We start from the raw sequence: 25,862 nt of genomic DNA, 5'->3' as shown, positions 1-25,862 counted from the left end.
TCGACTGCTTTATAAGTTGCTGGGTATCAATGATGCCTTAGTGGAGGCTTGAGCCGTATGCAGTGAAAGTTGCACGTACGGTTCTTAGAGGGGCGGCACTTGGTAACAGGTGTCGTCTACTCGACAAAAATGTGCTAGAGCAAAAAATAGGCAGTGACGCGCAGCCAGAGAAAAAGTCTCCAACCTTGGTGTAAAAGTTCCAATCTTTATTGTTAGGTAGCAAACTTAGTTACCTACTGACACAAAGATGAACATGTTGATTGGTTATGCACTGTGTGTTGAATATTTGGTTATCAATTAATGATTGATCATTAAACCAGTTTATAGAGTTTTTTAAGAATGGGGTTCTTGATACGGAGTTAAGTTAAGTGTTCCGCCTGGTATTTTAAGCGATGCGCTACACAGGTTTAGGTAGTGGGGCATAATCTGCTTACTTTTTGACAATATTTGCTGAGCAGCTACCACATCAATTAAACACGGATTACACCAAGGTGCCCAGAAATCGACGACAACGGGTTGGCGACTATTAAGCAGTGCTTCGAAATTGGCTTCCGTTCCTTCAATGGGCGCTCCATCAAATAGGGGAGCTTGGCATTTACCGCAGTTTGGGCTTTCTGTCACTCGTTCTATCGGAACTCGGTTCATTGCGTGACACGAAGGGCAACGAGTATTGAATGTTGACATGGTTTCCTCTCTTTATTTTTGTGTTTTGCTCCAGCCGCATTTAACGCACTAGACTTAACGTCGGAGCAAAAGCGCGTATACTGACTGACATCAAAAGGACCTTTTGAGTCTCATTTCTCTTTCATACGATGAGTTTTTAATTTTAGGTCTTTGGATTGCATTAGAAAATACAACAAAAACAGGTTAACAATGACAAAATTCTATGCCGAAATTACAGGTTGGGGTAAATGCCTACCACCTGCAACGCTCTCAAACCATGATCTTAGCACCTTTATTGAAACTTCCGATGAGTGGATTAAAACTCGCACCGGGATTGAACAGCGCCGCATTAGCCATGTGAATACCTCGGATTTAGCTACGGTGGCCGCCCAACACGCCATCGCTTGTGCTGGGATTGATGCAACTGAGATTGATCTCATCATCATCGCAACCTGTTCGCCAGATTCTCTTATCCCAAATATTGCCTCGAAAGTGCAGCAGAATCTTGGGATTAAAAATGCAGCCGCTTTTGACTTAAATGCAGCCTGTACCGGTTTTGTTTATGGATTAGAAACTGCGACGCGTTTAATGCAAGCAAGCCATTACCGCCATGCGTTAGTGGTGGGTGCTGAGCATCTCTCTTTTTACATTGATTGGACCAAACGTGATACCGCCGTGTTGTTTGGTGACGGTGCTGGCGCTGTTGTCTTGAGTAAAACCGATAAAGTAGTGGGTTTGCAAGATGCACAAATCGGCTGTGATGCAGAAGGGCGTGATATTTTGGCGGTGCCTAGATTTGGCTCATCGATGGATCGTTTTGCCGCTGACAATGGGTATTGGGATTTTGATTTTGTTGGGAAAGAGATTTTTAAACGCGCGGTTCGAGGTATGGGCGCAGCGGCGCAAACTGTGTTGGCGCGTTCCGGTCTTTCAACCGAACAAGTCGATGTGGTGATCCCGCATCAAGCGAATATTCGCATCATTCAAACCTTGTGTGACTTATCAGGTATTAGCCAAGATAAAGCATTCGTTAACATTCAACACTATGGTAATACGTCTGCCGCGACCGTACCTATTGCATTGTGTGAAGCGGTAGAACAAGAGAAAATCAAACCGAATGATAACCTGCTGGTGGCTGCTTTCGGGGCGGGCTTAACTTGGGGGGCTGGGCACATCAAATGGGGCGAGCGTGTTACCGCGATTAGCCGTAGCCAAGCGCAGTTACCAGAGTGTCAGTCCAGTGCGTTAGAATTATTGGCCAATGCAATTGAGCACTGCCAGCAGCGCCCGCTATCTAAATAACGCTTAGAAAACGAATGTTCACACAGTACAAGCAGTATGAGAACAGGCCACAATGTGGCCTGTTTTACTCTCAATGCTAGGTGTATAAACTAGGCAATCGCCATGGCGAGCAGGCTAATTGGATGAATGGTTTCTAACGCGGTATTTTCTTCAATTTGCCATTTACAGGTTTCACAATCGGTAATCGCATAGTCAGCTTGCGATGTTTTGATTGCATCAAACAGGTGCGCGCCAATTTTCATTGAAACGTCATAGTTCTCTTCTTTAAAACCGTAGGTTCCCGCTAAGCCGCAGCATTCGCTGTCTAAGACCACTAACTCCAATCCTGGGATCATTTTTAATAATTCAATGGTAAAAATGACATTACCGCTGCGTTCAAGGTGGCAAGGGGTGTGGTAAACCACTTTCAAGTTAACGGGTTTCATTTTAGGCGCATTACCGCTCATGAACTCTTTGAGTAGAAAGCGCGTGACGTACTCGATTTGTTTGACCACCTTACTATTATCAACCCCTAAAACATGAGGGTATTCTTGTTGTAAGGTAAACGAACACGTTGATGAGGTGGAGAGGAGCGTCGTTTGACGATCAACTACCGCGGCTTCGATATTTTTCACATTCAATAGCGCATTTTTACGTGCTTTATCGTGAAAACCATTGGCAATCAGCGGTACACCACAGCATTTCTCGTTATCCAGTAACCGTACACCGATATTCATCGCATTCATCACAGAGACAAAATCTTTACCTAACTGCGGGTGGTTATAGTTAACGTAGCAGCCGTGGAAATAGGTCACTTGCCGGTTATACAGGGCTTGGCGTGTGCAGTTCTGCTTAAACCAACGACGAAACGTGCCGTGTGAGTATTTGGGAAGTGATTTATGATCGTGCACACCAATGGTCTTGTGCATCAGTTTTTTTACCATCGGCATAGCCGTAGCAGCGTTCACTATCGGTGCAAATGGTGTGGCGATCGTGCCAAAAAGATCGGTATGGCTCAGCACGTAATCACGCACCAGCTTTGGACTCAGCGTTTTTTTACCATGTTTGCCACGCGCCACAGCAATGATATCGCCAATTTTTACTCCGGAAGGACAGGCGGTTTCACACCGTTTGCAGTTGGTGCAGAGCTTGAGTAGGTCGTCATAATACTCTGCGCTTTTAATCCTCAAGCGTTCGCCATCCGGTCCGCACTGTTTTGGCCCCGGATAGAGTGGGTTTGCTTTAGCAACCGGGCAATAAACGGTACAAACAGTGCATTTGATGCATTGATCAAAAGAGGTATTTTTGGGTGCGGCTTCAACAAAAGAGGTGCTCATGCTAATACCTCCTGAATGGCTGGTCGAGATTGAGTTTGAGCCATAATTTGAGAGGTAGCGTGGTAAGCGCTGGCAATAGCAACGCCTCCACCGCTGCCTTCAAAGACAGGATCATAACCCGCGAGCATCGAACCACAGCAGTATAAATTGGTAATGATATTACCTTGATGAGTTGGGTTCAGTGACGTGTTGGTCAGCACACCAAAGGTCATGAAAGGGTGAGAGTTTGCTGAGAAAAAGGCATGGTTTCGCCATAGAGCGCGATCATGACAGCTCTCCGTCTCTAATTGGAACACGGGTTCGCTAATACCGTGATGAGAAGCCTGTAAACCTTGGCTGAAATAGCTCCCTGTAGCCATCACGAAATGGTCAGCTTGAATCGGCATATCATTGAGATTTTGAGTATGAATGGCGGTCAAACGGTTACCATCAAATTCACCACTGATGACTTTATCGCCTTTTAAATGGGTACCACCCATAGTTAAAAAAGCTCGGCTGAGTGTCTCTTCAATGCGGATGCCCATTAATGATGGCGGCATGGTCGGGACTTCATGCAACTGCAAGTTGGTTTCCAATTTGAGTTTGTTCAGTAAGGTTAACCCATCACCATTGCCCATGATGGCAGGTAGGATCACTAGATCTTGCACAGTGGCATGACGGATCAGTTGATCACAAAAACTGCGCCATGCATGTGGTTGTTTGAGCAAACGAGCAATATCGATGGAGCGCAGTTCGTTGGGGTTATGGCGAAGTGCTTCGAAACCCGGAATCGTGATATTGATGATCTCACTTGGGATAGCCGAAAATGCAGGTAGAGCGCGTAAGTTATCTTGCAGCATGTGTGGTTGAAAATCTCGGTAACCATCGATGGCGAGCAGCACAATACGCTTGAAATCAGCATTCGCTTTATGTTGATAAACATAAGGTTGTGATAACCAAGTGGCTTTCAATGTCCCCATCGGAGTAATGCGATGGTGGTTACTGTTGTCCGCTTGGTGTGTCAGCGGCATGCCGCGCTGCTGCAGCGTTTTTTGAAACCACATTAACCCTTGCGAAATAGTGTCAGCGCCAATTTTACTGTAAGGGTGATTCGGGGCTTGTTGACGTAATGCTTCCATGGCGAGCAAAGGGGATTCAACCGCTTCGCCGCTAGGCAGTTTACCCAGAACATCAATGGAACCGGATGAAAAATGCAGAGCACTTTGGCCTTGACTGATCAGTGCTGTTTTTAGGCCCGCTTGTAAGCAGCGAAGACCTGCACTGTAACCTGCAATTCCACCACCGATAATTGTGACGTCGTATTTCATCATAACGTCTCCTCACTTTCATTTTGCTTGTGTTGCGTTGGAATGTCATTGGCTCCGAACAAGCCTTCATAAATCCAGTAACTGAATTCAGCTTCGCGCAGTGCATCTCCCCAGAAAATCGGTTTAATGCCTTTCCAGCGCTCTTCTAAAAACTCAACCAACAGTTGGCTCGATTGGTTTCCCGAAACGTGACCATATTCTTGAAATAAGCTGGCGGCGCGATAGCTGCAAAGCTCTCCTTGGCACGGCCCCATACCTAAACGAGTGCGGCGACGTAAATCGACCAAGTTATTTACATCGAGTTGTTTAATTGCGTATTCAATTTCGCCCGCGGTCACCATTTCACATTCACAAATAACCGCTTGGCTCTTTGCATCATCAGATAAGAAATTTTGTGCGCGCTCACCATGGCGATAAATAGCCGATTCATAGACGGGCTTGGCAATGCTGGCGGTTTTTTTGACCTGTTTTGGGGTTTCGTTGGAGCCGGGTAGGGCGCGAGTATGAGTTTCGCAAGGAGTATTATTGTCCAGTTTTTTAGCGACTAAATCGGTCGCCCATTCTGCCATTAGGCGGTAAGTCATTAATTTACCGCCTGTAATCGTGGTGAGGCCTTTCAATCCATCGCGTTGTTCGTGGTCAAGTAATACGATGCCGCGACTGATGTTTCGGCCGCTGCCATCATCATTAATAGAGACCAATGGACGCACACCCGCATAAGCGCGTAGTACACGAGTATTCGCCATGATGGGGGCCAGTTTCGCGCCTTCGGCCAGTAGTATATCGACCTCTTTTTCAGTCACGTGCAGGTTGTCAATTTGGTCGTAGTCAATGTGTTCAGAGGTAGTACCGATCAGTGAAATGGTATCACCAGGGACAAGAATATCGGCATCAGAAGGCTTGCGACAGCGGTTGATCACAAGGTTGTTGATACGATAATCAAGGATCAACAATGAGCCTTTCGCGGGGAACATTTTGATGTTGAGATCGGCGTATTCACAGATGTTTTGTCCCCATATTCCAGCTGCGTTAATCACTTCTTTGGCGAAAATCTCATATTGTTGATGAGTGTTGAGCTGTAAACAGCGCACGCCTAATACTGTGTCACCTTGGCGGATCAGCGACGTCACAATGGTTTTGTTCATGATCCGCGCACCATGCTCTTTGGCGTCTAGCACATTGGAAGCGCATAAACGAAAAGGATCGAGTGTGCCATCGGGTACTTTGATCGCGCCAACAAGGTTTGGATTAACGTGAGGCTCTAAACGCAGTGCTTCTTTGGCAGAAAGCGGCTCGGTTGTAATCCCTGCTTGAGCGCACGCGTCGATAAACGTGCTTTGAAAAGCAAGATCGTCTTCAGGCAGAGTAATGAACAGGCCGTCGGTTTTCTCTACACAATGTCTAGCGATATTTTTTAAAATTTGATTCTCTTGGATGCACTCTTTGGCCGATTCAGGATCGGTAACAGCGTAACGTGCCCCTGAGTGTAATAAACCGTGATTTCGCCCGGTGGTACCAGAAGCAATATCATCCTTTTCTAGCAAAATACACGCAATGCCGCGCAGTGCGCAGTCGCGCATGATCCCTGTACCGGTTGCTCCGCCACCAATGATAACAACATCGGTTTCAAATCGTGTGGTTGTGGTCATGGTGAAACCTTATTCGATGAAAAACTTATATTTAGTGTGGCATTTTCAATAGAAAATGTTCGATATATTGCTCACAAAAGCGCGAATGAGCGAAATTGTGTTTCATTTTGGCGGTAATATCATCTTTGTATGTTATTTCATATCAAAATGATGAACGGTTTAACAATTTAGGTTGGGTTAATTTAACAACTGGAGTGGATTTTAGAGAACAAATGCGCTTACGAGCTGATCCGATGACTTCATCATCATGCCTCTCTTAGCAGTATGAAATCATATCTCTATCCGTTATTGCACTTGATTATGTCGTTGTTTATAGAGACACCCTTAGTTTCCTATCATTTGTTAAGCTCTGCGTTAATGAGCAGAAGATCAAAATAATGAGTTAATTAACAAAAAACGATATTGCAAGTAACAAAATTGTGTTCGAACGCTCATAAATGCTGTTTTTTAATTTTCGTGGGAAGAAAAATGTGCAAAATTTGCCACACACAAACATTGTGTACACAAAAAATAAACAAGGACACTTACTATGACTCGAACAAAACAACATACTCTTCTCGGAGAGTGTATCGCGGAGTTTATCGGCACCGGATTGCTGATTTTTTTCGGTGTAGGCTGTGTTGCTGCCTTAGTTCTTACTGGCGCACAATTTGGTCAGTGGGAAATCAGCATCATGTGGGGCTTAGGTGTGGCAATTGCCATCTATTGCACTGCGGGTGTTTCTGGAGCTCACATTAATCCGGCGGTGACCATTGCACTGGCCGCCTTCCACGGCTTCAACAAAGCAAAAGTACTTCCCTATATTGCGGCGCAAATGCTCGGTGCATTTTGCTCTGCTGCTCTGGTTTACGGCTTGTACAGCAACCTTTTTACTGATTATGAAATCGCACACAATTTTGTACGTAGCAGTCAAGAAGCGTTAGCCACAGCGGGTATTTTTTCTACCTACCCTAATGCTTCATTATCATTTGTTGGTGCATTGGCGGTCGAATTTGTCATCACAGCAGTATTAATGTTCGCTATTTTGGCACTAGGTGATGAAAATAACGGCGCACATCGCAATGCAATGAACCCATTGCTGATTGGTATTCTGATTGCGGTTATCGGTGGTTCACTTGGCCCATTGACTGGCTTTGCAATGAACCCTGCGCGTGATTTTGGCCCTAAATTGTTTGCCTACTTAGCTGGCTGGGACTACGCACTAACAGGTGCAAAAGATATCCCATACTTCATCGTACCTATCATTGCTCCTATTGCTGGTGCCTGTTTTGGGGCATGGGCTTACCCTAAATTTATTGGCGCGTACTTACCTACTGTCGGCGTAGGCTGCACCATTCCAAACCAGTGTGATGACGTAGAAGAAAGTGAGCAAGCTCACGTCTAAAATAACGACAACACTTTATAAAACGATTAACGTGAAAGATAAGGAAAAGACCATGACTGAGCAGAAATATATTGTTGCCCTTGACCAAGGAACAACAAGCTCACGTGCTGTAGTGTTAGATCATGATGCTAACATTGTCAGTGTTTCTCAGCGTGAATTTACCCAGATCTACCCTCAAGCTGGCTGGGTTGAACATGATCCACTGGAAATTTATGCGACGCAAAGTTCGACGCTAGTAGAAGCACTTGGCAAAGCTGGTATTCGCAGTGATGAAATTGCGGCGATTGGTATTACCAACCAACGTGAAACTACGGTGGTGTGGAACAAAGAAACGGGTAAACCAGTCTACAATGCGATTGTATGGCAATGTCGACGTACCGCATCCATTTGTGAAGAATTGAAAGCCCGCCCAGGGCTAGAAGAGTACATTCGTGAGAATACAGGCCTAGTGCTTGACCCTTACTTCTCTGGCACCAAAATCAAATGGATTTTGGATAATGTCGAAGGGGCTCGTGAAGACGCCGAGGCTGGAAAACTGCTGTTTGGTACAATTGACTCGTGGCTCGTTTGGAACATGACACAAGGCCGTGTTCACGTTACGGATTATACCAATGCCTCTCGCACTATGCTTTTCAATATCAACAACTTGCATTGGGATGAGAAAATCCTAAAAGAGTTTGATATTCCTTTGTCTATGATGCCTGAAGTGAAGAAATCTTCCGAAGTTTACGGCCAAACCAACATTGGTGGTAAAGGCGGGACACGTATTCCTATTGCTGGAATTGCGGGTGACCAGCAAGCTGCGCTTTATGGGCAGATGTGTGTTGAGGCGGGCCAAGCAAAAAATACTTACGGCACTGGCTGTTTCTTATTGATGAACACAGGTAAAGAGAAAGTCACCTCACATAATGGCTTGCTAACAACTCTAGCTTGTGGCCCTGCTGGTGAACCTCACTACGCGCTTGAAGGTGCAGTCTTTATGGGCGGTGCATCGATTCAATGGTTGCGTGATGAATTGAAACTGATTTCAGATGCGCATGACTCAGAATATTTCGCTACGAAAGTTGATACGGCCAACGGCGTTTATGTTGTGCCAGCGTTTACTGGTTTAGGCGCGCCGTATTGGGATGCTTATGCCCGTGGTACGATTGTTGGTTTAACGCGTGGCGTGAATTCGAACCATATTATTCGTGCGACCTTGGAAAGTGTCGCTTACCAAACACGTGATGTACTTGATGCAATGCAAGCTGATTCTGGCATCAAACTGTCAGCATTACGCGTAGACGGTGGCGCGGTAGCCAATAATTTCTTAATGCAATTCCAATCAGATGTGCTTGATACAGAAGTACACCGTCCTAAAGTGACGGAAGTGACCGCGCTAGGAGCAGCCTATTTAGCTGGTCTTGCGGTTGGCTTTTGGGGAAGCTTGGATGAGCTTGCTGATAAAGCCGTGATCGATAAAACATTCGTTCCTCATCAAGATGAAGAGAAGCGCGATCGTCGCTATAAAGGTTGGAAACGTGCGGTGAAATGTGCTCAAGCTTGGGCAACTATGCACGATGACGAAGAGTAATACTTAGCCTTATGGCCTCTATGTATCCCCCTGCTAGAGGCTTTTTGCTTGGCTATTTATGCTTTTGCTCTCTGATTTATCGATAAAAAATGCTCTGTCATCGTGGCAGAGCATTTTTTTACACGTCAATTTTTATTATTTTGGGTTTATCATGCAGCGCTTTTGGCGTCAGCCGTTTTTTTTTCTCGTTGCATCTTTGCTAAAAAGTAGATGTTTACGCAGGCGATAAAACCGTTGGTGAGCACTACAGGCCATGAATCAATCATTAGTCCGTAAGCGGTAAACAGTGCACAACCAACAAAATTAAGAATACGCAGTTTAACGATATCTTTCATTGTCAGCGAGATCGCCACCATGATCGAAGCTGCATAGCCCAAAATTTCAACCACATTCATTTCCATAATTTGACCCTCTTAATATATGCCGAACGATGTCGGTACCAATCTTCTCGCCGTGAGATAAGTGAGGAAGCTCCGTGCCTCGAATGGTCATAATTGATTTACTGTGTATAAATATAACAATAGCTAATATGTGATAAAAGACTCAAAACTAGGTTCGGTGAAGGTTAGCGATTACGCAAACGTTTAATGTCTATCACATAAAATTTATCGCACTTTTTGTTGATAGAAATATTGATTTGTTTTGTGAATGTTTTGGCCATAAAAAAACCCGTCTTAAGACGGGTTTCGAAGATGGTCGGCATCAATTTTACTTTTTGCCTTGAGTCATTTGTTTATCTTTATCGGTCAGCTCGCGGATACGACGGCTAATATCACGGCGCTCTTTTGAAATTTCTGCGCTTTTGATGATGTGATCATCGACGCGATCTTCGTAATCGGCTTTCATGTTATTGATGATCGCCATGACTTCTTCGTGGGTCATATCCGGTTTCATGTAATCGAGTAAGTTTTCAAGCAATTCAACTCTTTTACGGTTATCACGAACTTTTTTCTCGTTATCTAGTAGTTCACGTTTCAGTTTATTTTTACGGCGAGCTTGGTTAACAATTTCAAATACGATACTCATAGGTTCCTTTTCCCAACTTGAATGTCAATGCCATTGATTAAATCATATCGAGCTGATACATAACAGCCTTTAGATCAATCCTGACTCACTCTTGATTAAGAAATAATCACTCTAGTCATTACTGATTGTATTGGTACGGATAGGCGCTATATCATGTACCTTTCAAATCGCTATCTTATGGTATTTAGAGATGCAACTTTCAGAAATTTTAGTACCTAAAAGAAAAGATGTACCTGCAAACGCTGAACTGCATCACAGTGTTAAATTGCGTGAAGCTTATATTAGCGAACGTGAGAAGCTGGAGATGACCGAGTTAGAGTTAAGCCGTGCAAAGATTGTGATGATTGATAGTAATGGGAAAATCATCCGAATTTCACTGTTGTTAGAACACTAATGCAACATCGATTGTGGCCTCGATTAGGAAACTCCGCTTAGAAAAAAGGAAATTATAATGAACATTGAGCTCTCTCCCCTAGAAGCACGAATTATTGGCTGCTTAATTGAAAAAGAAGTGACCACGCCTGATTACTACCCATTAACGCTCAACAGCTTGACCACCGCATGTAACCAAAAAAGTAACCGTGAGCCAGTGCTGTCATTAACCGAAGCTGAGGTTCAAGATGCCGCTGAGGGCTTGATCGCTCGTCACCTGATGAGTGATGAAAGTGGTTTTAATAGCCGAGTGAGCAAATATCAGCACCGTTTCTGCAACACCGAATTTGGCGATTTAAAACTGTCAAATCAAGAGCTTGGTTTGGTGTGCTGCATGCTGTTGCGTGGGCCACAAACGCCGGGAGAGTTGCGCACTCGCACTAACCGATTATGCAGTTTTACCGATGTAAAAGAAGTCGAAACTATTCTAGACGGTTTAGCCAACCGTGAATCAGGCCCGCTGGTGGTGAAGCTACCGCGTGAGCCGGGTAAACGAGAGTCGCGTTATCAACATCTCTTTTCTGGAGAGGTTGACGTTGAAAGTTTAGAGCAAACCTTTGCTCATGCTCCGGAAGGTGGGGCGACTGCTCGTATTGATCAGCTTGAACATGAGGTTCACGCACTAAAAAATGAAGTCGCCGAGTTACGCGCTTTGGTGGAAAGCTTACTGTAAGTGAATAAGGTTCCCCACAAAGATAGCCCGGACTGGTGGGTTTATTTGGTTCGAACCCGCCATCAAGCACTGTATTGCGGTATTACAACGGATGTTGAACGACGCTTTGTACAACACCAAACAGGGAAGGGTGCAAAAGCGTTACGAGGTAAAGGACCGTTGTTATTGGTTTGGTCTCAACGTGTAGAAGGCGGTAAAAGCCTCGCTTTAAAAACTGAGCTAGCGATTAAAAAACTGACCAAATTGCAAAAAGAACAGTTGGTGGCAGGGCAAGAGAATGTTCATTTCTCTGTTAGTGGTATGGATGATTTTAGTGACGATTAGGTTTGGTCAGCGGCATTATTCGCCAATTTCATGTGCAATGTAAAAAATTGTATTAACCTTGTTTAGGGAATAATAACAACAAGGTTGGTTGCAATATGGACAGTTACAACAAATGGTCAGTGGTATCGTTGCTATTGTTGGCTTGTGCTTCTGCACAAGCGGCGAACACGATAGCTGACGCACGTGGTAATGGAATGGGGAATACTGGCGTAACAACGGCCGATTATCTGCTAGCTCCATTCTATAATCCTGCTTTGGTGGCCGTGTATCGGAATAATGACACGTTTGGCGTGCTTTTCCCTGCGATAGGTGGTGCGGCTAGAGACCCAGACAAAAGCCTAAAATCCATTGATGACCTTCAAGATAGCATCAAAGCGTTTGAAAATTCCGGTACACCCAATCAAAGTGATATTGATAAACTCAATCAGTATTTAGACCAGCTTGCCGATGACAAACCTCTTGCAGCATCGGCGGGCATTGGTATGGCGATAGCAATTCCTCTCGATCTAGTTTCACTTAATATTTTTGCGCGTGGGCACGCGGAGGTGATTGCGCGTTCTGATATTGCGGCAAATACAGGCAGTAGCGGCACCGACGTTGAGAATCGTTATAAAAATTCAACCGTTGATCTGATTGCATTTGGTTACTCAGAATTTGGCCTAGCACTGGCCAAAATATACAACATTCGTGGTCAACAATTTTCATTTGGCATTACGCCTAAAATTCAACAATTAAGAACCTATAAGCAAAATGTTTCGGTAAAAGAATTCGATCTTGCTGATTATGACAAAAGCGAAACGAACGATAATGCCTTCAATCTTGATTTAGGGGCTGTGTGGTTAATTAACGATTTTCGAGTGGGTGTTGCGGTAAAGGATCTTTTTGCTCAAGAATTAAAAACCATTGACGGTTTAAGCTCGTATGATTTGGATACGCAAGTCACAATCTCGGGTGGATATGTCACTGAGTTTTTCACTGCTGCAATCGATTTAGATGCAACAAAGCAGAGTCGTTTCCAAGACCAAAAAGATGATACACAATACCTACGCTTTGGTTTAGAAGGTAATGCTTGGGGATGGGCACAGCTTCGTGCGGGTTATGAAATCGATTTAGAAGATACTTTGGACAACGCCGTGACGTTTGGCATTGGCATCAGCCCCGGAGATCTTGTCAGTTTCGATCTTGCAGGAAACTATGCTGGAGATAATCAATTTGGCATTTCTGGAAATTTAGCTTTCACCTTTTAAGTATAGGAAAGCATTCTGATGCTTTTGTTTAGTAAATGAGCGGTTATGAGTGCAAGTCAGCTTTTTTAGTGGTTTGCACTATCATTTATGAGGAACATACTTAATAATCAAGATGATATACGGGCTACTTGTTTGATCCTTCATTGGGTAGTCCGAGAATATGACGAGTGCGAAATCAGCCATTGTGTGTCATTAAATCCAGAAGTTAGTGTAACGAGAATGCCATGAGAAAAATCCTGCTCCTTTCATTTGTATTCAGTGTCAGTTTGGCAGCCTCCACTCAGGCTGCAGCGCAAGTTTTAAATGGCTATTGGCGATATCAAGAGTTTTTAGATCTTAATCCTGCGCAACAGGCTCTTACCGACCAGATGATACAGGCAGTGCGTCAACCTCCCGCTGTACTCTCAATAGAGCAAGATAAACCTATTCATATTTCTGTTGTTTATCCAGGTCAACAAGTTTCCGATTATTGGGCGCGCAATATCAAAGCCTTTGAGATGCGTTTAGACGAACTTGGGATTAGATACCAAATTAACCAAGTCTTCACTCGTCCGAATGTCGATATTCGCCAACAAAGTTTATCGTTGATGGAAGCGATCAGAAACAAATCCGATTACTTGGTGTTTACGCTTGATACCATCCGCCACCGTAAATTTATCGAGCAGTTGTTAAGTTCAAATCAAACCAAAATTATTCTGCAAAATATCACTACGCCAGTAAAAAGTTGGGGGGATCGCCAGCCTTTTATGTACGTGGGGTTTGATCATGAAATTGGCACAATGAAACTGGTGGATTACTACAAAAAGTCGGCGCCAAAGAATAGTGCTTATTCCGTACTCTATTATTCTGAAGGCTATGTTAGCGATGCACGCGGCGATAGTTTTATCCAAGAAATGAGTCGAGACCGCAAATATCACTTGGCCTCTTCGTTTTATACAAAAGCGACACGAGATAGTGCATTTGATGCAACTTTGCGTATTCTTAAACAAACACCAGATATTAATTTTATTTACGCATGCTCTACTGATGTTGCTCTCGGTGCCATGGATGCGTTGCAGCAGCAAAATAGAGAAGATATTACGTTAAACGGCTGGGGCGGTGGTGAGGCTGAATTGGACGCGCTGCAAAATAGCACACTTGATGTGACTATCATGCGTGTCAATGATGATGCCGGTGTTGCTATGGCGGAAGCCATTAAGTGGGATCTTGAAGGAAAGCCGGTACCTACGGTTTACTCAGGTGATTTTGAGTTGGTAACCAAAGAGGTCTCTTCAGCGGATATTGAAAAGCTCAAAAAACGAGCATTTCGTTACTCTGACCATTGATATATCGAGTCATTAATGAGTTTAAGGTCAAGCACCGTCAAGAAAAAACAAAAGATAGCTACCGTGATCACCAAATCAATGATTGCGGTGATTGGCGCATTGACGCTCAGCGTTTTATTTCAAAGTTATCAGATCAGTAGCAAAATCATTGCTCAAGAAGTACAACGTACGGCTTCTCAAACCTCTAGTCTCATCCAGAACCTCTTTAACTTCCGTCTTTCATTACTGCAGATAAACCAAGATAGCAGCGCAAAAAATGCAGGTTTAGTTAAAGCAATTCGTAAGGGCGATAATGACAGCATTGATCAGTTCTTTTTTGGAGTTGACCAGCTAGAAGTAGCCAACACACCTGACATTCGTTTCATTTCTGATTCTGATAGCCTGATGTGGGAAGATGGCAATGCTCAGTTTTATGGTATTGAACAAAACGAGCTGGTAAACATGTCTCGTAAAGTCGCGTTAAGTAATAACTGGCATATGATCAAATCGCCCTCTCAATTGGGCTATGCCTACCTAATGGTCAGACGTACTCCCGTTATTGACTCGCAGTCCGGAGAGGTGATTGGTTTTTTGCATCTTGCTACCGTACTTAACAACAATTACGTGCTGGCAGAAACATTACGTGAAGGGAGTAACTCAGAAAATCTCGTGATGACGACGGGTGAAAAGGTCTTAGCCTCAACAATTAATGGTGATGAGACCTACACGGAACGTGATGTTTTAGAAGATAATTTTGACGCCTATAGTTTTGCCGATTACATGGTAAGCCGTACCGCGTTAACCATAGAAGGCGTACCAATTTATATTAACGTCCTCAGTGTGCAGAGCAATGAGAACGTATTGCAATTACGTGAAAATTATTTTTTTTGGATGATTTTTGCCCTTTTTGCGATGGTAATAGTCTCTATTTTGACTCGTTGGTGGTTACAGCAGCGTGTCAAAAATGAAATCAGTAGCTTGATGAATTACACCCACAAAGCTGCAGAAGCTGGGAGTTATGAGCTTTTTTCTGGTTCTAAAATCTATGAATTTGATCACTTCGGCAGAACGCTAGAACACACATTTCAACGTTTATCTGAGCAAGAAAAACAATTTGAAGATCTGTTCAATTTTTCACTTTCGCCCATCATAGTATGGAGTATCGACGGTGATATCATCAAAATGAACCCATCAGCAAAGAAATATTTCATGCGTCGCAATGATCAACAGCAGTGCATTCTTGATGCATTAAAGCAAGAACTGCAGCCAAAGATACGCCTTGCGCTTGAACAAGAAACGTTCCGAGAGATAAACGTTGAAGTTGGCAACAAGGTTTTTCGCTGGAATTTATCGCCCATTATTTTTGAGCAGAGAATTGAGTCAATCATCACTCAAGGACAAGATATTACGACAATCGCTGAGGCGGCCAAACAGAGCCGACTCGCAAGACAAGAAGCGGAAGAGTCGGCGCGTATTCGTGCTGAATTTCTTGCAAAAATGAGCCATGAGCTGAGAACACCATTGAATGGAATTTTAGGGGTTTCTCAATTACTTAAGCGTGAAATCAGTGACCATGAGCAACTTGAACAAGTGAATGTGTTATGCAGTAGTGGTGAACATTTATTGGCGGTGCTGAATGATATCCTTGATTTTTCAAAGATAGAGCAGGGACAGTTTAGAATTCAAGAGTCTGACTTTAAGCTGGTTGAGGTCATCTCTGCCGTGGAAAGTATCTATCGGCCATTATGTGCGGAAAAAGAGATTGAGTTCAGCCTAAAGAGCAATATTCCGCCTGATATGATGATCCATAGCGATCAAGTCCGCCTGAACCAAATTCTGTTTAATTTATTAAATAATGCGACTAAGTTTACCCATAATGGGTTGATTAGCATTGAGTTCCAGCAAAAGAATAACCACCAATTGTTTATTTCGATTAGTGATACAGGTATCGGCATCAGAGAGCAAGATCTCGCGCTTATTTTTGAGCCTTTTACTCAAGTAGAATCAAACACCACACGAGAATACGGCGGTAGTGGTTTGGGGCTTGCGATTGTCAAAAGCTTAATTGAGATGCTTGGTGGTGCCGTAAACGTGAAAAGCCAATTTGGAGTAGGTACTACATTTTCTGTTGAACTCCCGCTGGTTGTCGTGAGTGACTGCGGGAAGGATATACCATCTTATGAGCGCGCGCCGCCACATGAAATGTTTGAAAAACCAATCAAAGTGTTGCTAGTCGAAGATAATCATACCAACGCTTTTATTGCTCAAGCATTTTGCAAAAAATACGGTATGGAAGTGACAAGAGTAGAGGATGGTCTACAGGCGATTGATTATGTGAAAGATCATCCAGTGGATCTTATCTTAATGGATAACCAACTGCCTTACTTAGGTGGGGTTGAAACAACGCATTTGATCAAACATGAGTTGATGATGGATGTACCTATTTATGCGTGTACAGCTGATGGTATGCAATCGACTAACGAAGCATTTATGGCCGCAGGTGCAGAGTATGTGATAGTTAAACCTATCAAAGAGAAAGCATTGCATGAGGCTTTTTGTCACTTCCAAAAACGGCAGAAATAAAGCACCGCGCAACATTCTTATACGCTACCAGCCATAAAAGCGCGTTCTAATATTTCTTTTTTCAATGCAGCTGTCATTGCAATTGATTCAAGAAATTTAACGCCTACTAACATTCCTTTACCTTGTTGACGCACACTGACGATTTGGCAAGCGAGATCTTGTGGTAGAAGTGGGGAAAGTGTGGACTTTATCTCAATAAACATATCTTTTTCTAAATGGTGCAAGCCAGGAATAAATAGCGCGCAGCCAGAAATAGAAAAGTCGATCAATTTCCCTTTAAATTGATGCTCTCCTTCATGCATAACGGCTGGCAAAGAGAGTTTATAGCGCTCGTGCTCACGGATTGGTTTGGTCACAAAGTGCTTAGGAAACTTGATAAACAGTAATCCGAACGGTTTAGAAATACTACGAATAATCGAGGTTTTGAACGCGAGTATATGACCTAATTCAGTGTCACAAATCCCACGCAAAATGATTTGGATATTAACTATTTTTCGCATCACCAAGTCTTCACGAGCTTTAACGGGCATATCGATCAGTACGTATCTTTCACGTTTGCATCCGACAATTGTCGTTGAAAAGCTGTAAGAATCCTCAGGTCCGAATTCAATAGTGACGAGGATTTTCATGCATGGCTTAAGGAGTTTGATGAGATCGTCGCTGTTAGTATTCGGAATTGGCATTGAGTGGCATCGTCGTTACGGGAATATAGCTTTACTATACCCCGTGATTTTTACGTCACCTACTAAGAAAAAGTAAAAAACTCTCAGAAGATCATGTTTCTAAGAGCTTTTCTCAAGTTTAATTCTAGTGGCTACATCTTGTGTTAAGCACTGATGCGTTGACATTCGCAAGTTGATGATTGGTCGATATAATCATTTAACTGATCAATTTGTTCTGTGTTAAATGTTAAGCCGAGTTTACTTCTGCGCCATAGGATATCTTCACATGAAGAAGCAAATTCATAATGTAAGAGATAATCGACTTCGCATTGATAGAGCCCAAACGCAAAATGTTTACCTAGATCAGCACTACTTTGCACATTATCGAGCATCACCGAAGCTCGGCTACCATAATTAGTGATCCAGCGGTTAATGGTCGCTTTATCAAGATCTGGGAAGTGCTGCTCAAGCTGCTGTTTGAGCTGTGCTGGATAAAAGGCTTCTCCACCAGGCAGTGGTTTGTTTGCGGTCCAACTGTCAGACATTTGATTAAAAAATGGTTTTAATTGACCCATAGCAGATTCAGCTAACTTGCGATAAGTGGTTAACTTTCCACCAAAAATAGAAAGTAGTGGCGCATTATCAGCTTGTTGATCCAATGAGAGTGTATAGTCCCGAGTAATGGCTTGTGGTGAGTCAGACTCGTCATCACATAGCGGGCGTACACCGCTGAAGTCAGCCACAATATCATCCAGTGTGACCTGATGGATAAAGTGCTTATTCACCACATCCAATAAGTACTGTTTTTCTTCGACGCTAATTTTCACTTGACGAGGATCACCTCGGTATTCGACATCGGTGGTGCCTATCATTGAATAGTGATCAAGATAGGGGATCACAAAGACGATCCGTTTATCTTCGTTTTGTAAAATATACGCCTGCTCTTCATCGTGAATTTTCGGCACGATAATATGTGATCCTTTGATAAGCCGGATACCGTAGGGAGAAGTAATTTCAATCTGCTCATCAATGAACTGTTTAACCCAGGGACCTGTTGCGTTGACAAGCGAGTGACTGCGGCGAGTAAAACGAGTTTGTGTTTTTTCATCAAACAAAGTCACATGCCATAACTCGTCAACACGACGAGCTGATTCAACGCGGCAATAGTTTTTTACTTCGGAACCGAGTTCACGTGCTTGCATCGCATTCAGTATCACTAAACGAGCATCATCGACCCAGCAGTCTGAGTATTCGAAACCCATTTTCATCTCATTTTTAGTCACCACACCCGCGTTAAGGGCTATTTTTTTGCTGGCAGGTAGTGAGGTGCGTTTGCCTAAATGGTCATAAAGAAAAAGTCCGGCACGAATCATCCAAGCAGGTCTTAGAAAAGGGCGGTGTGGTAGACGAAATCGCATTGGTTTTGCAATGTGAGGCGCTTTGCGCAACAGTACTTCGCGTTCAGCCAATGACTCACCGACTAAACGAAATTCATAATGTTCTAGGTATCTCAACCCACCATGAATTAATTTTGAGCTCGCAGAAGAGGTAGCGCTAGCAAAGTCTTTTGCTTCATACAGGCCAACTTTCAGCCCGCGGCCAGCAGCATCTACGGCGATGCCTGCCCCATTGATACCGCCACCGACAACAATAATGTCGAGCACATTATTTTCGGCTTCAATCGAGTTGCAAACAGAATGGTTGTTCATTGAGCGTACCTATTTCGTTTTTGTTCTGTAATGTTCGTATGAAACCATTTTTTAGTCGAAATAGTTAGTTTTTTGTTTTTTTATTTTGATCTCGATCATTATTTTCTAATGCATATGCTCACTTAACCAATAAAAAAGGCGCTACGTATTCACGTAGCGCCTTTTTTATTGTGAGAGACAATACCTTAACGAGCGAGTTTGCGATGGGCGCGTGAAAAATGGCCGGCGCAGAACGCACCGACAATAGAAAGTTCACCAGCCAGACAGAGTGATGCTGCCACTTCGGCTAACGCTTGCGAATGACCAGTACCGTGCAGACCGAGAATATCCAAACATGCTTTTTGACTCGGTAACCCTGTACCGCCACCAACGGTCCCTAACATTAAATTGGGTAAGGTTACACTGGCGTACAAACCACCATTTTTGTCCACTTCCATGCGTGTCATACCAATGGCCGATTCAGCAACGCAAGCGGCGTCTTGCCCACAGGCAATATACAAAGCAGCGAGTGCATTAGCGTAATGCGCGTTAATGCCTATCGCGCCGCTTAATGCTCCACCGACAGTCGTCATTTGGCCAAATTGCATCATAGACTGTGGCGTCGTATGCAGATGTTTATGGATGAGTTCGGCAGATAAATGCACCTCGGCAGTCACTTTTTTTCCTCTCACACTACGCAGTGTTTGGCTAGTGGCTTTTTTATCACCCGATAGGTTGCCATCAAGGAATGCGTATTCAGGCTGCACAGGAGTATTCGCCAGAATGGTTTGGAACACGGCATTGGTGGCAATAGTGACCATGTTTTGCCCTGATGCATCGCCAGTTAAAAACTCAAACACGAGGTAGACATGGTTCCCTTCAATATTGACATTAATGTCTGACAGTTTTCCGTGTGCTGTCGTGTTTTCTGCAACTTGTTTAAAGTGGTCATATTGAGTCACTATCCACGCAACAAACTGCCCAGCTTCGATTAAGTTATAAAATGCAAAGCCTGGCGTGCGAGTAACGCCTTCATTTAACAACATGGCGCTTGCACCTCCTGCCGCAGTGAGCAGTTTTGCCCCACGATGATAAGAGGCAACCAAAGCGGCTTCGGTTGTCGCTAGCGGGACGAGATAATCACCTTTGGCAAACAGTCCGTTGACTCGTAATGGCCCTGCGATCCCAACTGGAACTTTGACTGTGCCAATAAAATGCTCAATATTTTTGTGGTAGCTGAGCATATCTTGCTCTGTTGAGTCATCTAAAAGCGCACTTTTGCTCGTTCGCGTGTTAAGTACTTGCCAACGGCGTTCTACATTTTTTGCGGTTAAATACGGACTTGGTGTTAATTTGAGCGTTAGAGAAGTGAGTTTGGGTTGGAGTATTTGCTCTAGCTGCTGGGCTGATATATCACCACCCAAAATAGAAACATAATCTCTTCGATGCAGGTTTAGCTTAGGCATAGCGAATCATGGTAAAGAATTTGCGGGCATTGTACTAACCATGCACATAAACACAATATTTGCTTGTGTTGCAAGTTGTGTGAAGAGTTAGGCTTGGATATCCAATATTGAACCCAGCATGTCTTGATCTCGTTGGATAATATTGGTGCCAATGCGGTTGTATTGTGTAGCTTGGTTCAATTTTAGTAGGCTATCAATTTCTTCAGGTTTTTCTTCAGCTTTAGCAACAACTTTATCAAACTCAACTTTATTAAAAGCAAGCGCTTTGCCCGCTTTATCAACAGGAGAGATGTCTTTTTCCATATTGAGCTCACGAGCCGCATCCTCAGCCATTTTATTTGACTGATTGATCAGTTGATAGCCAGAATGAACACCAGATATAGACATAAGCTTACCCTCGTCGATGTCTAAAGTTTAGGCTCCGTTTACTTTTTGCACAAGAAGAAATTCGTGACTAGGAAAAGAGGCTCGAAAGCACATTCAGCTCATCATCAGTGAGTAAATTATTCGATTCATTTTCCAAAGAGTGCTTTATCTCGCCTTGTAATAAACGCAGTTGTTGAGGTGTTAAATGCTGTAATTGTGATTTTAAAGACTCAAATTGATTATGCGTCATCGATTCATGCCTCAGTAAAAAATGCGCTGCCTTCTCACCGCGGTAAGTTTGATGTCCTTTCATGGCCTTACACCTGTAAGAAAATACTTAATCTGAGATTATTCTCGACGTGGCGATTTTTTGTCCGAAAAATGTCAAGTTATAACAAGAGAAAGGTGAGAGCCGCCCGAAATTGAGCCGCTCTCATTATTACGACAATTGCTAGTTTACACGGACGGCAAACTTACTGGCGAGAGAGTGAAGCTCAGGTAGCATGCGATAAATAAGGTGCAGCTGTTGTAAGACCATTCTTACCGAGCTTTCATCTTCTTCACGCCATTCGGCTAAGCGTTTCTCTAAGCCTGCATCGTCAATGTCGCTGGTATCGCATTCATCACAATGTTCATAAAGTTGTTTGTGCAACACCTCTAGGTGTTGGTGGATCACTCGGTGAGTTTCAAGTACCAGTTGGTGCGTTGCTTCATCTTCGATGCGTGTCCGATGGGCTCCAAGAGCAGAGATATAGCTGAGCAGTGCATGGTTCAGTGTCAGAAAACGGAAACTTTCATCGATTGCCGCGCGATATTTACCCGGTTCTGCCAGCATATTACTGATCGCTGCGGTTAAATTTGCGTCTTGGTTGTGGGCATTGCGCCGTGAGATGCGATAGCTCAAGTTGTCTTTTTTACCGATGCGGTACTGACCAATAATCTGTCCCAAATAGGCTTTGTTGGCATCGATCGCATCCGCCATGACTTTATGTAATCGTTTTGATTGCCAGTCAGGGAGGATCAGCACTACCGCTGCGACGGCCAATGCGCAGCCAATCAGAGTATCGGCAAGCCGAGGTAGTACCACGGCGTAACCTTCACCCAATTGATTAAAGCAAAACAGCACTAAAAGAGTAATAAAGCCAGTCGCATAGCCGTAGTTGTTTAATCTAAAGGCGAAAAACATCACACCTGATAGTACGATAAAGACCAATTGGCTTTCTGGCGATGGGAACAAGGTTAATAGCAGCACGCCTAAAAACAGCCCCGATAACGTGCCAATGATTCGGGCCGTCAGTTTTTGCCGAGTGGCTGAGTAGTTTGGCTGACAAACAAACAGTGTCGTGAGTAAAATCCAATAGCCTCGTTCAATACCAAAACCTTGGATGATTCCGTAACCGATAGTGAGTGCGATAGACATACGCAGCGCATGACGAAATAGCATGGAATCTTTATGCAGATTTGCCTTCACCCGTAACCACATGGCTTTAAGAGTGTGGGCTTCTGTATCATACAACATACCCTCTTCGAGCTTGTTAGCATCAGGGTTGTTAACGTTATTGAGTTGCTTTTCTACTGTTGCTAAGTTATTGAAAAGATAACCTAATTGCGCTAGTAGCATTCGCCAGTCAGGGCGTTGTTGTTCTTGTAGGTAGTTTAATGAGCTTTGCAATTCATCCAGAGCCATGATTGACTCTGAATGGTGCTGATAGCTTCGCCCTAACTGAATCGATTGGGCTATTTCACGGCAGGCTTTAGCCTGTGTTTCTAATAAATGTTTAAAGCGAAACAGCACATCTGAGCGGCCAAAGTGTTCGGCAAGCTCTTGATAGCGATAATGACTTGAATTGACACGTTCATGGATATCTTGTGCCATAAAATAGATGTTGAGAAATCGGTCACTGGCACCATCAATATGGCCTCTTTTTGAACGACTCAACAAAGTGGCTTTACATTGATTGAGTGCGGTAACCGTTGCCGCGTTTAAATTGGCTTCAGCAATTCGATATGGCTGAGGGACTAAGTTCGATACGGGATGGAAGAGATGGCTTTTGGACTCAAGATAATTGGCCAATTGCAAAAAAACATTCGCTAAGCTTTGCTGTACTGGTTGCATTGGCCAAAACATATGCCAAATCATCGACATGAAGTAATACCAAGCGGCACCCGTCAGGAGCAAAACGGGTTGAAACCACAAATTCACGCTTTGGTGTGCACCCAACATGGTGTAGATGGCGATAAGTAAGGAGCCAAAGGCGATGCTGGCATAACGTGGGCCAATTGCGCCAAGAATGATAAAACCAAACGAGGAGATGAATAACCCAATCGCAAACAGTGGCGGGGTATGGAAAAGCAGTTCGATGGAAAATGCAGCGATAGCAAAGCAGATAAATGTCAGAGTGAGGGATTTTAACCGTCCACTGAAACTGTCATCACTTTCAGCCAGTGCTGCGGCAATCACGCCAAGGATCAGTGGCGTAATCCAAGTATTGAGGTTGTAGTGCCACGCAGGAATGACCACGCCTAATAGAGTGATCAAAATGAGAATGCTGTAATTGACAGTTTTATTCGCCCAATAAAGGCGAACTTTGCTAGAGAGCGGCACGATACTTCAACATCCAAAAAGAAAACCATAGTGTAGCAGAAGCGTTGATTAACACTCTGATCAAGATAAAGAAAAACGTCTACTTGATTACAAAATCAACAACAGTAATCTTGACATTAATTTTTCAATGCCCACTGTGATTGGTATATCATATTCACATTCTTATAAAAGAGCATAAAACCATGCAGCTGAGCGCAAATAAGCCTGCACAATTTCTCATTCAAGACGAATATAACCAAGTTGAACTTGACCAACAGCGTTTGATTATCTCCTCGGCTGTCAGCGAAGAGCGGATCCCGTTCACGGTTTGGAACGGTAAAGTCCGTGTTAAGCGTGGCTTGTTTTGGGGAGCATTGCAGTTTTTTGCGCATGAAGATGAAGGCGTTCAGCAATCATGGTTGGTGCAAGGTTTGCCTTGGCCCGAGTGCCGACAGTTTGCCCATACGGCGGTAGCGGCTTATCAACAATGGCACAATCGTCAATGTGTGCAGTTGAGTCAGTATCTGCCTCGCTGGGAGCAAGAGCTCAATCGCTTGAAGCGTTTACCCTCTTTTTTGCCGCACTCCTTATTAGATGTTTGGGCTTTGCAAGTGGAAGCTGATTTTTCGACGATGGACATGAAATTAGCCGAAGCACGTCAACGGCTACCTGATGCTATTGCTCAGCTCTCGCCTTGGCTTACGGATCGCTCGGCGTCCCTTGCCCAACGAAATCAACACTGGCTTGAATTGGAACGTCAAAACTGGGAAGTCTTATTCTCTCAAGTCGAAAGTTCTCCCCTTAATCTATCGCAGCAACACGCAGTGCTACTCAATGATGATCACAACCTCATCCTAGCGGGTGCAGGTTCGGGCAAAACCAGCGTTTTGACGGCGCGTGTTGCGTATCTACTCCAAAGTCACCTTGCACAGGCCCACGAAATTCTACTGGTGGCTTTTGGTCGCGATGCGTCGAAAGAGATGGAACAGCGATTAGATAGCAAAATCGGCATGGCGGCGGAACACGTTCGCGTTAATACCTTCCATCAGTTAGGGCTGAAAATTTTAAACGAGGTCGAAGGGCGAGAAGCGATCATTTCGCCAGTGGCTCTAGACAGTAACTTAAAGTTGGCATGGTGTATTGATTGGTTGAAGAAACATTGGATGACGCCGACCAATTTTAAGCGTTGGCAGAAGCATTTATCTAAATGGCCAATTGCTTATTTAGCTGGTGATGATGAACTGGGCAGCCATGTTGAAAACCCAAAGCTGATTGCATGGTTGGAAAAGCAGCTTGAGCAACTGGCTATGCTTGGTCTTGGGAAAAAGGAGCTGCAACAACGTTTGATTGACCATCCAGACTATTCACGGCTGAACAGCGAGCTCTCTTTGTGCTGGCCATGTTACCAAGCTTGGTTACAAATGCTCAAAGAGCAAAATCAAATCGATTTTAATATGATGATCAGCCGCGCAACGGAATACGTTGAAAAGGGCAAATTTAAATCGAATTGGAAATTCATCATGATCGATGAATACCAAGATATTTCACCACAGCGATTGGCGTTGATCCAATCTTTGTGTGAGCAGCAGCCAGGAGCGTGTAACTTGTTTGCAGTGGGTGATGATTGGCAGTCAATCTATCAATTTGCTGGTTCTGACGTGGATCTTACGACTGGGTTTAGTGAGCGCTTCCCACACTCGACGGTTCATTATCTGGATACGACTTATCGTTTTAATGATCAGTTGAGTGCGGTGGCTAACCAGTTTATTCAAGCCAATCCGAATCAGTTACCAAAAACACTTAACAGCTTCAAGCAGCAAAAACAAAAATCAGTTTTTATTGCACCAAGCAACAACATTGAAAAGATCTTGGATCAACTCAATCGCCAAGCGAATAGTACGCAATCTGTGCTATTGCTTGGACGAAACCATTATCATAAACCAGAGCGGCTTAACGACTGGAAAAAGCATTACCGCTCACTCAATATAGAATTTATGACTTGTCACGCCAGTAAAGGTAAAGAAGCCGATTTTGTTATTGTGCTCGGTGTTGATGAGGGGCAGTTTCCGGCTCGAGTGAAAGCGCTGCATATCGATAGTGCATTGAGCCAATCGAATGATGATTTCCCCTACGCCGAAGAGCGCCGTTTATTCTACGTTGCAATGACCCGCGCTAAAGAGAAAGTGTGGATCACGCACTCGGGCAGTGGCTCGGTTTTTGTTCGCGAATTGCTATCAGGGGATTACCCAGTGGTGAGGCAGAAATAACGCATCCTTTGAAAGAGGATGCGTTCACGCAGGCGATCAAGTTGTC

Annotated in this window: 21 protein-coding genes and 1 pseudogene; 10 read left to right on the top strand and 12 right to left on the bottom strand. The window is 43.9% G+C overall.

What is annotated here, in order from left to right; all coding sequences use genetic code 11:
* Positions 1-471: 471 nt before the first annotated feature.
* Positions 472-684, bottom strand: a pseudogene (locus AACV20_RS00390) (thioredoxin domain-containing protein); the annotation flags it as partial.
* 189 nt (positions 685-873) lie between these two features.
* Between AACV20_RS00390 and AACV20_RS00385 the strand changes: the two are divergent.
* Positions 874-1,965, top strand: coding sequence for a ketoacyl-ACP synthase III (locus tag AACV20_RS00385; protein WP_170907752.1), 1,092 nt, complete (start codon positions 874-876; stop codon positions 1,963-1,965).
* 89 nt (positions 1,966-2,054) lie between these two features.
* Here the strand turns inward: AACV20_RS00385 and glpC are convergent, their stop codons facing one another.
* From glpC to glpA, 3 genes are read right to left on the bottom strand one after another with little or no spacing between them, the layout of a single operon-like run.
* Complete coding sequence (gene glpC, locus AACV20_RS00380) at positions 2,055-3,281, bottom strand: anaerobic glycerol-3-phosphate dehydrogenase subunit GlpC (RefSeq protein ID WP_064626232.1); 1,227 nt, start codon at positions 3,279-3,281, stop codon at positions 2,055-2,057.
* A complete protein-coding gene (gene glpB, locus AACV20_RS00375) occupies positions 3,278-4,591 on the bottom strand; it encodes a glycerol-3-phosphate dehydrogenase subunit GlpB (RefSeq protein WP_170907751.1) in 1,314 nt (437 codons plus the stop codon). Before glpB ends, glpC begins: the two co-directional genes overlap by 4 nt.
* Positions 4,588-6,237, bottom strand: a complete 1,650-nt coding sequence (gene glpA, locus AACV20_RS00370; protein WP_170907750.1) for an anaerobic glycerol-3-phosphate dehydrogenase subunit A — start codon at positions 6,235-6,237, stop codon at positions 4,588-4,590. The genes glpB and glpA overlap by 4 nt, the downstream gene beginning before the upstream one ends.
* A 529-nt stretch (positions 6,238-6,766) precedes the next feature.
* Here glpA and AACV20_RS00365 point away from each other — a divergent pair.
* Both AACV20_RS00365 and glpK read left to right on the top strand, forming a co-directional pair.
* Positions 6,767-7,621 (top strand): MIP/aquaporin family protein, encoded by an 855-nt coding sequence (locus AACV20_RS00365; RefSeq protein WP_010319894.1) that lies wholly within the window; start codon positions 6,767-6,769, stop codon positions 7,619-7,621.
* A 52-nt stretch (positions 7,622-7,673) separates the two neighbouring features.
* Positions 7,674-9,194, top strand: a complete 1,521-nt coding sequence (gene glpK, locus AACV20_RS00360; protein ID WP_026029114.1) for a glycerol kinase GlpK — start codon at positions 7,674-7,676, stop codon at positions 9,192-9,194.
* Between the two features lie 149 nt (positions 9,195-9,343).
* Here the strand turns inward: glpK and AACV20_RS00355 are convergent, their stop codons facing one another.
* Positions 9,344-9,595 (bottom strand): YgjV family protein, encoded by a 252-nt coding sequence (locus tag AACV20_RS00355; RefSeq protein ID WP_013867916.1) that lies wholly within the window; start codon positions 9,593-9,595, stop codon positions 9,344-9,346.
* Positions 9,596-9,902: 307 nt separating this feature from the next.
* The gene (locus AACV20_RS00350; RefSeq protein WP_010319897.1) at positions 9,903-10,220 is read right to left on the bottom strand and encodes a DUF496 family protein; all 318 of its coding nucleotides are present in this window, start codon (positions 10,218-10,220) and stop codon (positions 9,903-9,905) included.
* Positions 10,221-10,410: 190 nt separating this feature from the next.
* Here AACV20_RS00350 and AACV20_RS00345 point away from each other — a divergent pair, with 190 nt between their 5' ends.
* The 6 genes from AACV20_RS00345 to luxQ all read left to right on the top strand — a co-directional run bounded on the left by AACV20_RS00345 (position 10,411) and on the right by luxQ (position 16,783).
* The gene (locus AACV20_RS00345) at positions 10,411-10,614 is read left to right on the top strand and encodes a hypothetical protein (protein ID WP_026027876.1); all 204 of its coding nucleotides are present in this window, start codon (positions 10,411-10,413) and stop codon (positions 10,612-10,614) included.
* Positions 10,615-10,671: 57 nt separating this feature from the next.
* A complete protein-coding gene (locus AACV20_RS00340) occupies positions 10,672-11,325 on the top strand; it encodes a YceH family protein (protein ID WP_088733427.1) in 654 nt (217 codons plus the stop codon).
* Positions 11,326-11,649 carry a GIY-YIG nuclease family protein gene (locus AACV20_RS00335; RefSeq protein ID WP_170895217.1) on the top strand — a complete coding sequence of 108 codons (324 nt, stop codon included), beginning with the start codon at positions 11,326-11,328 and terminating at the stop codon, positions 11,647-11,649.
* Between the two features lie 95 nt (positions 11,650-11,744).
* The gene (locus AACV20_RS00330; RefSeq protein WP_170907749.1) at positions 11,745-12,896 is read left to right on the top strand and encodes a conjugal transfer protein TraF; all 1,152 of its coding nucleotides are present in this window, start codon (positions 11,745-11,747) and stop codon (positions 12,894-12,896) included.
* Positions 12,897-13,120: 224 nt separating this feature from the next.
* A complete protein-coding gene (locus AACV20_RS00325; protein WP_170895219.1) occupies positions 13,121-14,221 on the top strand; it encodes an autoinducer 2-binding periplasmic protein LuxP in 1,101 nt (366 codons plus the stop codon).
* 15 nt (positions 14,222-14,236) lie between these two features.
* Positions 14,237-16,783: a quorum-sensing autoinducer 2 sensor kinase/phosphatase LuxQ gene (luxQ, locus tag AACV20_RS00320; protein WP_170895220.1), complete on the top strand. Its 2,547-nt coding sequence runs from the start codon at positions 14,237-14,239 to the stop codon at positions 16,781-16,783.
* A gap of 17 nt (positions 16,784-16,800) precedes the next feature.
* On the opposite strand, the gene AACV20_RS00315 is transcribed toward luxQ, so the two are convergent.
* The 6 genes from AACV20_RS00315 to yccS form a co-directional block, all read right to left on the bottom strand.
* Positions 16,801-17,466 (bottom strand): PilZ domain-containing protein, encoded by a 666-nt coding sequence (locus tag AACV20_RS00315; RefSeq protein WP_019282225.1) that lies wholly within the window; start codon positions 17,464-17,466, stop codon positions 16,801-16,803.
* A 143-nt stretch (positions 17,467-17,609) separates the two neighbouring features.
* On the bottom strand, positions 17,610-19,154 hold the full coding sequence (gene glpD / locus AACV20_RS00310; protein ID WP_170907748.1) for a glycerol-3-phosphate dehydrogenase: 1,545 nt from the start codon (positions 19,152-19,154) through the stop codon (positions 17,610-17,612).
* 185 nt (positions 19,155-19,339) lie between these two features.
* Positions 19,340-20,599 (bottom strand): hydroxymethylglutaryl-CoA reductase, encoded by a 1,260-nt coding sequence (locus tag AACV20_RS00305; protein ID WP_170907747.1) that lies wholly within the window; start codon positions 20,597-20,599, stop codon positions 19,340-19,342.
* Between the two features lie 87 nt (positions 20,600-20,686).
* The gene (locus AACV20_RS00300; protein WP_170907746.1) at positions 20,687-20,986 is read right to left on the bottom strand and encodes a hypothetical protein; all 300 of its coding nucleotides are present in this window, start codon (positions 20,984-20,986) and stop codon (positions 20,687-20,689) included.
* Positions 20,987-21,053: 67 nt separating this feature from the next.
* Entirely contained in the window at positions 21,054-21,278 is a 225-nt protein-coding gene (locus AACV20_RS00295; protein ID WP_013867905.1) for a hypothetical protein, read from the bottom strand.
* Between the two features lie 138 nt (positions 21,279-21,416).
* Positions 21,417-23,570, bottom strand: coding sequence for a YccS family putative transporter (gene yccS, locus AACV20_RS00290; RefSeq protein ID WP_170907745.1), 2,154 nt, complete (start codon positions 23,568-23,570; stop codon positions 21,417-21,419).
* A gap of 182 nt (positions 23,571-23,752) precedes the next feature.
* Between yccS and helD the strand changes: the two genes are divergently transcribed.
* On the top strand, positions 23,753-25,816 hold the full coding sequence (helD, locus tag AACV20_RS00285) for a DNA helicase IV (RefSeq protein WP_170907744.1): 2,064 nt from the start codon (positions 23,753-23,755) through the stop codon (positions 25,814-25,816).
* The last annotated feature ends 46 nt before the right edge of the window (positions 25,817-25,862 follow it).

Origin of the sequence: Vibrio sp. B4-6 (genome assembly GCF_963888245.1) — a bacterium.
In the GTDB taxonomy this organism is placed as follows: domain Bacteria; phylum Pseudomonadota; class Gammaproteobacteria; order Enterobacterales; family Vibrionaceae; genus Vibrio; species Vibrio anguillarum.
The sequence above is the reverse complement of the archived record's forward strand: the minus strand, read 5'-3'. Positions and strand labels throughout refer to the sequence as shown.